Below are 10,559 nucleotides of genomic sequence, written 5' to 3'. Positions count from 1 at the left end.
AAATCGGGAAACTCCTCGGGACGCGACAGGCCGGTGTCGATCGCCAGCCCGCGCGCCGACATGCCGTACTGCCACTGCCCGCCCACCGCCCGAAAGTAGCTGGCGCCCAGGAAGGCGGCCACATCCCGCGTCGGGTCCGCCCTGGTGGTCAGCCGGAAGCCGGCAAAGCCGAGATCGACCGGCAGCGCCTGGTGGTCCAGCCCGCTCCTGCCGTAGTCGAACATGGCCGGGTCATAGGCAATCAGGTGCGCCTGGCCATCCACCACCTCGTGCATGCGCACGGGCGACTTGAAGAACAACCCCAGGTGGAAGAAACGGGCCTCGAACGGCAGATGCTGCCCGGCCCAGAGGGCGTGATCGGCACGGTAGCCAATGGATTGGTAGCCATCCCACCCCAGGGTGGCCAGCGGCGCAGGAAGCTGCGTGCTGCGTGGCCGATATGGCTGGGCGGCTAGCGTACGGGCACGCGCCAGCAGGCGCGTTTCGTCAAACGGTTCGGGCGCGCCGAGCGGACTGCCGGCGCGATCGCCAGAAGCTATGCTGCGGGACAAACCGGGCGCCAGGGCAAGCAGCCCGGCGGCCAACTGCTTGAGCAGGTCGCGACGATGCATGGGTCTAGGCCAAACCAAGGGTGAGCCATCTTCGCATAAACACCCGCCCAGGCAGCATCCAGCAAGAAACCTTTCATTGGACCCACAACCCTTCACCAAAACCGGGATTGGGGCCGATCCGCGTGGCGCCTATTCTTCAATTGGCGCACAATTCACGCCCTACTGGCCCCAAGCCATTCGCCACGATTCTCACGGCGCACATGTTTCCAACGTTTTCCAAGACTTCGCTGCCTGGCACGGGCCAATCGTCCGACATGACGGTCGCCCTGGAGGCGTTCGATCGTTTCTACGACGACGTCCTGCTGCCCATGTGGCTCGGGCCCGGCTGGAACGCCCAGGCGGGGCTCTGCTATGAGGCGCTGATCGCCGAGAACGGCACGCTGGCGCCCACATCGACGTCGCGCTACCGCGCCATGGCCTGCGCGCGGCAACTGTATACATTTGCGCGCGCCACACAGCTCTCGACGCGACACCAGGCGCTGTGCGCCGAGCGCGCCGCCGCGCTGTGTCACGCGCTTGACACACGCTTTCGCGACACCATCAACGGCGGCTGGCTGTTCTCGATCGACAGCGCGCTCGCCCCGCAGGACACCACCAAGGATCTGTATACGCACGCCTTCGTGCTGTTCGCGGCCGCCCACTGGCTGGCCGTGAGCGATGACCCGCGCGCCGCCGCCTTGATGGACGACGCGCACGAGGTGATTGCACGCCGCTTTGCCCGCGCGGGCACGGATACGAATACTGCCGCGCTGCCGGTGGCCGCCATGGATGCGGCATTTGCCGTGCCCCTGGCCGGTGTTGCGCAAAACCCGGTGATGCACCTGACCGAGGCCTACCTGGCCGCCGCCGCGCTGGGCGAACCGCCCGCCTGGGCTGAAGCCGGCGTGCGCACGCTGGCCGAGGGCATCCTCGCGCGCTTCATCGATGCGCGCACGGGCAGCATCACTGAATTGCCCGTCGACGAGGCCAGCCCGGACAACCGCATCGAGCCCGGTCACCAGTTCGAATGGTTCTACCTCGTGCGGGCGCATGCCGACGTATTCACCCGCTCCGACGCCGGCCGCCACCTGGCCGAAACGCTCGGCCGCGCCCTCGACACCGCCTGCAGCCTGGGCGTCGACCCGGACACGCAGGGCGTGTGCCTCGCACTCGGCCTGGATGGCGCCATGCGCGACGCCAGCCAGCGCATCTGGGCGCAGACTGAATACGGCCGCGCCCTCGCGCTATGCACCGAAACCCACGGCGCGATGCTCGCGCACATGTTGCCGGCGTGGTTTGCGCGCTTCCTGCACGCGCACGGCTGGCATGAGGTGATCGACGCCACCGGCCAGTGCCTGCGCGCCGACATGCCGTCGAGCACCCCGTACCACATCACCACTTTTTACGAGGCGGCCCGGGCAACGCGCACCGCAGCGCTGCCCGGTTCACCTTTACGTTGTACCCAAGTTGTTGAGTGAGGCACCCCATGCATACCCATAACCCCAACGAATCCAAGGCCCGCGCCATCTTCCGGGTGGTCAGCGGCAATTTTCTAGAGATGTACGACTTCATGGTCTACGGCTACTACGCCAAGGCCATTGCGGACACCTTCTTCCCTGCAGGCAACGAATTCCTGTCGCTGATGCTGTCGCTGGTGACGTTCGGTGCCGGCTTCCTGATGCGGCCGCTGGGCGCGATCTTCCTCGGCGCCTATATCGACCGCCACGGCCGCCGCGTGGGCCTGATCGTGACGCTGGCGCTGATGGCGTGCGGCACGCTGCTGATCGCGCTGGTGCCGGGCTACGCCACCATCGGGCTGGCGGCGCCGCTGCTGGTGCTGATCGGCCGGTTGCTGCAGGGCTTCTCTGCGGGCGTGGAACTGGGCGGTGTGTCGGTCTACCTGGCCGAAATCGCCACCCCGGGCAAGAAGGGCTTCTTCGTGAGCTGGCAGTCGGCCAGCCAGCAGGTGGCGGTGATGTTTGCCGCGCTGCTGGGCGTGTTGATGTCGTTCCTGTTGCCGCCGTCTGAAATGAGCGCGTGGGGCTGGCGCGTGCCGTTCATCATCGGCTGCCTGATCGTGCCGTTCCTGTTCATCATCCGCCGCTCGCTGCAAGAGACGGAGGAGTTCCAGAAGCGCAAGCACCGTCCGGACCTGGCTGCCGTGTTCCGCTCGATGGGCCAGAACTGGCGCCTGGTGGGCGCGGGCACGCTGATGGTGGTGATGACCACGGTGTCGTTCTACCTGATCACGGCCTACACGCCGACTTTCGGCAAGAGCGTGCTGCACCTGTCGGACATGGACAGCCTGATCGTCACGCTGTGCGTGGGCGCTTCCAACTTCTTCTGGCTGCCAGTGATGGGCGCGGTGTCTGACCGTGTGGGCCGCCGCCCGCTGCTGATCCTCTTCACCGTGCTGATGCTGCTGACGGCCTACCCCGCGATGCAGTGGCTGGTGAGCGCGCCGTCGTTCGCCCGCATGCTGACCGTGCTGCTGTGGCTGTCATTCCTGTACGGCAGCTACAACGGCGCGATGGTCGTCACGCTCACCGAGATCATGCCGCCGGAAGTGCGCACCACCGGTTTCTCGCTGGCGTACAGCCTGGCCACGGCCATCTTTGGCGGCTTCACCCCGGCGATTGCCACGTGGCTGATCCACGCCACCGGCAACAAAGCGATGCCAGGCGTATGGGTGTCGTTTGCTGCGCTGTGCGGGCTGATCGCCACCCTGGCGATCGTCAAGCCGGCAGGCAAGCACGTGCACGGTGCGGGCACCGCCCCGGCTGCCTGATCACTGGCGCAGTTTGCGGATGAATCTTCCCCCGGGGCTTGTCTCGGGGGATTTTTTTTGTGGTGTATCGCTTGTTTCATCCCCTGCCGGGGCGGGCCCTGGTGGTCCATCCCTTGTTTCATCCCCTGCCGGGGCTGACTCACTTTCTTTGTCTTGCCAAAGAAAGTAAGCAAAGAAAGGCGCGCCCGATGCGGCGAAAGACTCCTTGAATTTCTGTGACCGTGCGGGGAAGGAGCCAAACTCGCTGCGCTCAGACAAGGCTCCTTCCTTTATCCGCACGCTCACAGAAATTCAAGGCGCCGCATAGGGCAGAGGAAAAGCAAACAATCTCTTGCCTGCGCACAACTTCGTCTTGGGTGCCGCTGCGCGCATCGGCGTCACCCCCGCCTTGGCGCTCACATTCGTTGACCGCCGGTTTGGCCTTTGACTTTCCTGCCCTTGATGGCGCCTTGGATTTTTGTAAGCGGGCGGAAAAAAGACGGGGAACTGTCTGAGCGCAGCGAGTTTTCCCCGTCTCCGCCCGGTTGCACAAATCCAAGGGGAAGTCGCCATCTCGGGCGCGCCTTTCTTTTGCTTACTTTTCTTTGGCAAGACAAAGAAAAGTGAGTCGGCCCCGGCAGGGGACGATACCGGGGATGGACCAACACCAGAAACCCCCACCCTCATTCCGACGAACGCGCGCCAACAAGCCCCCAACCCTCGCGTTTCACGCTCAGAGCACCGCCTGCCGAGCACTGAACTCGACCTTCGAAGCAAAAAGCCTCACATGTGGCTCTCCGATCTCCATTCCCCGAGCCAAAAAACGCACGGGTCGAGCTGAAAGCCTCACGTGCCGAGTGATGAACGTCACGATCCGAGCCCAAAGCCTCACACGCGGAGTTCCAAGCTCGACAGTCCGAGTTCAAAGCCTCGCGTTTGAGGTTCCGAACCTTGCGCGCAGCGTTACTGAATCACCAGCCCGTTCGGCCCGACCACGCCCAGCTCCACATAGTGCGAGCCCGGTCGTGTGCGATCAGAAAAATCCACCACAAACCCGCCGCCCACATCAAAGTTGCGCAGGTTGGCCAGCTCGCGGCGCACCTGGTCGCGCGTGGGCTTGGGGCCGGCGCGGCGCACGGCTTCGGCCAGCACCTTGGCCGCCACAAAGCCCTCCACCGCGCGGAATGACAGGTCGACATCCTTGGCGCCCACGGCCGTGCGGGCGCGGTTGAATTCACGGATGACGGGGTTCACGCTCTTGCCCGGGTTGGGCATCACCAGCGCCAGCGAGTAGCCTCGCACCGCCTCGATGCCCGCCACCTTGAGCAGGATGCCCGGATCGATGGACGACAGCCCAAGCAGTTGCGCCCCGCCCCCGCGCGCCCGGTACTGCTTGACGAACTGTGCGGCGGGCTCCGCCGTGGCCCCCAGGAAGATCGCCTGCACATCGGTACCCAGCAGCTTGTCCACCGCCGGGCCGACGGCGGCTGTGTTGCGCGGGTACGAGGCCGTGGCAGCAATCGTCAGCTTGTAGGGTTTCAGCGTGCGCTCCACGCCCGCCAGCGCCTCCTTGCCCAGCGCATCGTCCTGATACAGCACACCGATGCGCGTGATGCCGATGGTGACCAGCGCACTCACCATCTTGTCCATCTCCTGCTGGTAGCTCGCCTTGATGGGGAACACCCACGGATCGCCCGTCATGGTGGTGGCGCCAGTGGCCGGCCCAACCAGCGGCAGATTGGCCTCGGCCAGCACGCCGTTGCGCATGAGCGCTTCCACATTGGCGGTGCCCACGATGGTGAGCGCCGCCACCGGGTTGTCGATCTTGGCCATGTCGCGCACGTTGCGCACGGTCTGCTCGACCTTCTGCTCATCGTCGCGGGCGACCAGGCGGATGTATTCGCCATTGATACCGCCGTCGAGGTTGAGCCAGTCGAAGTACAGCCGGGCGCCAGCATTGAGCGCGCGCCCCGTGGCAGCCTGTGAGCCGGATAGCGGCAACGATTGGATGACGCTGATGTCGGCGCGGGCGACAGACGCCGCGAGCACCGTGTACAGCGTGAGCGAGACCGCAAGCGCGGCGGCCCACGGCCGGCCGCGCCAGGTTCTTCCGCGCGCCCCCCGGCTACGCGTGTGATTTCCCGTTTGCATTGCTAGCACCCTTCACCGTCACATCTTGGGCAACGGCGTTATTGTCGAGGCCGCCTGGGCGGCCCGCTTTGTCGTTCTGGTCGCGCGGAACATCATTCACGCGGGCGATAGCCTGCCATCGCGCAGGGGCTTCGACAAGTCCTGCCGGGGTCGTTTTAGACTCACGCCACCGCTTCTGTCGCAAACCCGCCATGCCACAGCGCCTCCTGCCCACCGATGTCGAAGGCCGCACGCCGCCCTCTCCGGCGCATCCGGTGCGGTTGTACACGCGGCAGATGGACGCCAACACGCGCTTCCCGCGCCATACGCATCCGTGGGCGCAGGTGGCGTACAGCCACAACAGCGTGTTGCGCGTGCAGGCCGGCGACACAGCCTGGGTGGTGCCGCCCTCACGCGCAATCTGGATTCCGCCCGGCATCGAGCATGAGGTGTGGGTGGTCGAGGCAGCATTCCTGCGCACCCTGTACGCCGACCCGTCGCTGGCGACGGGCACGCTGGCGCAGTGCCGTGTGATGGAGGTGTCACCGTTGCTGCGCGAGCTCATCGCGGCGATGGACGTACGCCACCCGCTGCCGCCCGCGCGCGAGCAGGCGATGGGCGCCCTGATCCTCGACGAAATCCGCCACAGCGCCCCGCTGCCGCTGGATCTGCCCATGCCCACCGACAAGCGCCTGCGCGCCCTCTGTGAGCGCGTGATGGCCGACCCCGGCACGCCACTCACCTTCGATGCCCTGGCCCGTGACGTGGGCGCCAGCGAGCGCACGCTGGCGCGGCGCTTTCGTGAGGAACTGGGTGTGAGCTTTTCTCAGTGGCGTCAGCAGGCGGTGCTCGCCAGCGCCATTCCGATGATGTCGAAGGGGGTGCCGCTCGCACGCGTGGCGCAGGCGCTGGGCTACAACAGCCAGAGCGCGTTCTCGGCGATGTTCCGCCGGGCGTTCGGTCAGAGCCCCAGCGCGTTCCTGCATCGGCCGGGCTCGGAGGGGGACGCCGCTTAGATCGGCGGTATGCTCATCGCCGGCAGCAGCATCGCAAAGCGCGCGCCGCCACCCTCTGCGGCATCGAGCCGGATTTCGCCGCCATGTACCAGCGCGATACGCCGGACGATCGCCAGGCCCAGGCCGAAGCCGCCGGTATGGCGGTCGCGGCTGGCGTCCAGGCGCAGGAAGGGCTCGAACACGCGCGCACGGTCTGGCGCGGGAATGCCGGGGCCGTCGTCTTCCACGGTCAGGAGCAGCGCACCGGCGTGGCCGGTCTCCACCCGAACGGTGATGGTGTTGCGTGCATAGCGCGCGGCGTTGCGGATCAGGTTGAGCAACGCACGCGCCACCAGGCGCGGATCGCACACATGGTGGGTGGGGGCGGCCTCCGTGTGCACGGCCAGCGTGAGCTGGCGGTCCGCCACATCGTTGGCGACGCTGGCGACCACACTGTCGAGCCACTCGCCCACCGCCACGCGCATCAGCACGAGGTGCGTGGCGCCCTGCTCCAGGCGGCTCAAGGCCAGCAGTTCGCTGACCAGTTCGTCCAGCTCACGCACGTCATGGCGCAGGGCGTCCAGGCGCAGGGTGCGCTGCGCCTCGGGCACGGGGGACTGCAGCAGCGCGATGCCGAATTCCAGCCGCGCGATCGGCGTCTTCAGCTCGTGCGAGATGCCGTTCATCATCTCGCGCTGGTGCTGGATCGATCCCTGAATGCGCTCGGCCATCTCGTTGAACTGGCGCGCCAGGCCGTACACGTTGGAGCGCTTGGGCAACTGGGCGCGCGTCGACAGCTTGCCCGCGCCAAAACCGCGCGCCGCCTCTTCCAACGCACGCAGGTCGCGCCAGTGCAGCCAGACCCAGGCCAGCAGGGGCAACAACGCAGCAATGGCGATCAGCGAGTAGGCGATCAACTGGATGCCGAGGTAGTCCATGTCTGCGCTGTAGGCATGCAACACGGTGCCATCGCGCAGCGGCAGGTAGTAGTCCTTGCCGTTGGTCATCAGGATGAGCTTGTGGTCGGCCAGATCGTGCCGCTGCTGGGCGGACAGATCCGGCACGGTATCCGGGTCGACCAGATCGAACTTCTCCCACGCGTTTTTGTTCAGGCGCGCCAGTGCGGCGTCGCGGCCGGCCGGGCTCGCATGGTCCAGGTAGTCCTGCAGCGTAAAGGCATAGCCCTTGCGCACCTCGCGCTCACCATGCGTGAGGGTGTCGTGAAACAACCAGACAAAGGACTTGTTGACGCCAATCAGCGCCAGCGCCGCCGCCAGCACCACCATGGCGTAAAGCTTCAATAGGGACTTGAGCACGGCTCAATCCTCCCAGGCTGATGGGCTGAACAGATAGCCGCGCCCCCAGATCGTCTTGATCTTGTGTGGCTCGGGTGAGGCATCGCCAAAGCGGCGGCGCAGGCGCGAGATGCCCGAATCCACGGTGCGGTCCAGCCCGTCGAACTCGATGCCGCGCAGCTGCTTGAGGATGTCGTCACGGCTGAGCACGGTGCCCGCGGCGCGCGCCAGGATCAGCAACAGGTTGAACTCGGCCGTCTTCAGGTCGACCGGCTGACCGCGCCAGCTCACAGTGCGATTGGGCGGCGAGATGGCCAGCTCGCCAAAGACAAGCGTGTCGTCATGGGGCGCAGCCGGTTCCGAATTCGACATGGCCGGCAAAGCGCGGCGCAGCAAGGCGCGGGCCCGTGCCACCAGCAGGCGCGGCTCGATGGGCTTGAGCACGTAGTCGTCGGCGCCAATCTCCAGGCCTGCCACCTGGTCGTAAGTATCCACGCGCGCCGTCAGGATCAGCACCGGCACGCGTGAGAACCCGCGAATGCGCCGGCACACTTCCATGCCGTCCATGTGCGGCAGCATCAGGTCCAGGATCACCAGCGCCGGCTCATGCTCGCGCACGGCAGCCACGGCGATGTCGCCCCGGCGCACCACCTCCACGGCAAATTCGTAGTTGCTCAGGTATTCACTGATGAGCTGCGCGAGACGGTCGTCGTCTTCGATCAGCAGCACCTTGGTCTTGAGCGGCTCGTCGGTCATCGCCGTCATCGCTCATACCCCCGTTTTTCTTTTGATGGGGCGCAGTGTACGGCGGGCGGCTTGCAAGTGGAGGGCCCGGCGAAACTTGCAAACACTCGCGCACAATTGCGCACAACTTCCTGGCAATTTCCAGACAGACGTGCGCGCGGCCTCTCGCCAGACTGCGGACTCTCTCTCAAGAGGTCCAACAAGAGGTCCTACGTGTCGACTCATCTCTCCCTGCGTCTCCCCCCGCGTCTTGCATCCCGCTTCTCCATTCCTTACCTGGTTCTGCTCTCGGGCATGTGGCTGCCGGCAGCGTCTGCGTATGCCGACGAGGCTTCGTACTCGCTGTCGCTCAACGCAGGCGTGGCCCCGCGCTACCAGGGAGGCAAGCAGTACACCGTGACCGCCGGCCCAGGCTTCCGCGCGGATTTCGGCAACGGCTGGTTCATCGACCCAACCCAGGGCGGTGCGGGCTATGCCATCCGTTTCCTGAACGGCATGTTCGCGTCGGCTGCGCTGTCGTATGACCCGGGCCGCTCCGACACCAACCGCTATGGCCGCCCCGGCTCGGACTACCTGAAAGGCATGGGCTCGGTGAAGGGCTCGCTGCTGGGCGTGTTCACGGTGGGCGGCAAGATCGTCGGCGAGACCACGGCTACCGCCTCGCTGGAGGTGCCACTCACCAACCGCGAGCGTGGCTGGTCCGGGCACATCGACATGGCAACGCCGCTGGTGAGCTGGGGCACCAGCAAGATCAGCGTGAGCCCGAGCCTGCATTTCGGCTCGCGCAAGTACATGCAGACGTACTTCGGGGTGACGCCGCAGCAGTCGATCAACAGCGGCTTTGCGCAGTACGACGCGGGCAGCGGTCTGCAGGCCGCTTCGGTGACGGTGGCCTGGACACACGCCTTCTCGCGCCACTGGGCCATGCAGACGGCGATCGGCACCACGCGCCTGCTGGGCAACGCCGCCAAGAGCCCGATCGTGCAGAACAAGCAGAGCTACTTTGGCGGCACGGGTGTCGTCTACACGTTCTAAGTTCGCCAGATCTCAGGCGAGGGCGGGCAATGCGTCCAGCCACGTCACCGTTTCGCGCCACCACGATGCACCGGACGACGCGCGGAAGAAGCCCATGTGGCCGACGCCCTTGGCGGGCAGCGCAGCACCGCCCACCTGCCGGCGCGTGACGCTGGCGGCGGGAAATTGCGCAACCAGCGCATCGATGGCGCGGGCAGGCGCCATCGGGTCGTCATCAAACCCCCAGGCGAGCAGCGGCACCGCGAGCCTCGGGTAGCGCGACGTATCCAACCCCGCCCCCGGTGCAAACAGGTAGCCGCGCTGCCGGGCAAAGCGCGCCCAATCGCCCAGGATGGTGGCCGGAATCGACATCGGCCCCATCCCGACGGCAGACAGCGGCAACATGCCGCCGCGCACGCGTGCCACCATCAGCGGAATCCGCACGCGCAACAGCCACGCCAGCTGCGGCCGGCTCAGCAGCCCCCGCCAGGGCCACAGCCGCGCATTGGGCAGCGACACCGCCACATGGACCAGCGCATCGGCATGCACGATGTGCGGCGCCAGCCCGGCCAGTTGTCCGCCCGCGCTATGGCCGAGCACCACCAGCCTGCGCCCGCCACAGCCCTCGGGGACGAGCGTGTCGTGCACCCACTTGAGCACGGCGTCGATGTCCTGCCGGCCCCAATCGGCAAAGCGCGGCGCAGGTGACAAATGCGCGGGCCCGGTGGCCAGTGCGTCCCCGATGCCGCGATAGTCGAACGTCACCACGCGCCAGCCGGCCAGGCAAAGCCCGCGCGCAAAGGCGCCATAGAACTGGCGCGGCACGCCCAGCGCCGAGCAGATCACCACCGTGCCGTGTGCACCCAGCCCTGGGCTGGTGACAGTCACGGGCAGCAACCAGCCGTCGGCCGTGCGCACGTGGTCCTCACGGGTGGGAAGCGCATCGGCGGGGTAGTCAATCGGTTCGCGCTGCATAGGGCACTCCGCTCGGGGTGTCGAGGATGCTGGCAGTATGGGCAGCAGG

The 10,559-nt window shown here is 66.5% G+C and carries 9 protein-coding genes; 4 read left to right on the top strand and 5 right to left on the bottom strand.

Annotated elements, in window-relative coordinates; genetic code table 11:
• A partial coding sequence (locus JHD73_RS14180; protein ID WP_199030915.1) for a glucan biosynthesis protein occupies positions 1 to 611 on the bottom strand: 611 nt, incomplete at its 3' end.
• Positions 612 to 811: 200 nt separating this feature from the next.
• Between JHD73_RS14180 and JHD73_RS14175 the strand changes: the two genes are divergently transcribed.
• On the top strand, positions 812 to 2,068 hold the full coding sequence (locus JHD73_RS14175; RefSeq protein ID WP_199030914.1) for an AGE family epimerase/isomerase: 1,257 nt from the start codon (positions 812 to 814) through the stop codon (positions 2,066 to 2,068).
• 8 nt (positions 2,069 to 2,076) lie between these two features.
• The gene (locus tag JHD73_RS14170; protein WP_199030913.1) at positions 2,077 to 3,378 is read left to right on the top strand and encodes an MFS transporter; all 1,302 of its coding nucleotides are present in this window, start codon (positions 2,077 to 2,079) and stop codon (positions 3,376 to 3,378) included.
• Between the two features lie 942 nt (positions 3,379 to 4,320).
• Here JHD73_RS14170 and JHD73_RS14165 read toward each other — a convergent pair.
• A complete protein-coding gene (locus JHD73_RS14165; protein WP_199030912.1) occupies positions 4,321 to 5,508 on the bottom strand; it encodes an ABC transporter substrate-binding protein in 1,188 nt (395 codons plus the stop codon).
• A 191-nt stretch (positions 5,509 to 5,699) separates the two neighbouring features.
• On the opposite strand from JHD73_RS14165, the gene JHD73_RS14160 reads away from it, so the two are divergent.
• Entirely contained in the window at positions 5,700 to 6,503 is an 804-nt protein-coding gene (locus JHD73_RS14160; RefSeq protein WP_199030911.1) for a helix-turn-helix domain-containing protein, read from the top strand.
• On the opposite strand, the gene JHD73_RS14155 is transcribed toward JHD73_RS14160, so the two are convergent.
• Positions 6,500 to 7,798: an ATP-binding protein gene (locus tag JHD73_RS14155; protein ID WP_199030910.1), complete on the bottom strand. Its 1,299-nt coding sequence runs from the start codon at positions 7,796 to 7,798 to the stop codon at positions 6,500 to 6,502. The genes JHD73_RS14160 and JHD73_RS14155 overlap by 4 nt on opposite strands.
• Positions 7,799 to 7,801: 3 nt before the next feature.
• Positions 7,802 to 8,533 carry a response regulator gene (locus JHD73_RS14150; protein WP_199030919.1) on the bottom strand — a complete coding sequence of 244 codons (732 nt, stop codon included), beginning with the start codon at positions 8,531 to 8,533 and terminating at the stop codon, positions 7,802 to 7,804.
• A gap of 201 nt (positions 8,534 to 8,734) precedes the next feature.
• On the opposite strand from JHD73_RS14150, the gene JHD73_RS14145 reads away from it, so the two are divergent.
• The gene (locus tag JHD73_RS14145; protein ID WP_368735541.1) at positions 8,735 to 9,556 is read left to right on the top strand and encodes a MipA/OmpV family protein; all 822 of its coding nucleotides are present in this window, start codon (positions 8,735 to 8,737) and stop codon (positions 9,554 to 9,556) included.
• Positions 9,557 to 9,568: 12 nt separating this feature from the next.
• Here the strand turns inward: JHD73_RS14145 and JHD73_RS14140 are convergent, their stop codons facing one another.
• Positions 9,569 to 10,510 (bottom strand): alpha/beta hydrolase, encoded by a 942-nt coding sequence (locus JHD73_RS14140; RefSeq protein ID WP_199030909.1) that lies wholly within the window; start codon positions 10,508 to 10,510, stop codon positions 9,569 to 9,571.
• Positions 10,511 to 10,559: the final 49 nt, after the last annotated feature.

Source organism: Ralstonia sp. ASV6 (assembly GCF_016429285.1).
GTDB lineage: Bacteria > Pseudomonadota > Gammaproteobacteria > Burkholderiales > Burkholderiaceae > Ralstonia > Ralstonia flaminis.
The sequence above is the reverse complement of the archived record's forward strand: the minus strand, read 5'-3'. Positions and strand labels throughout refer to the sequence as shown.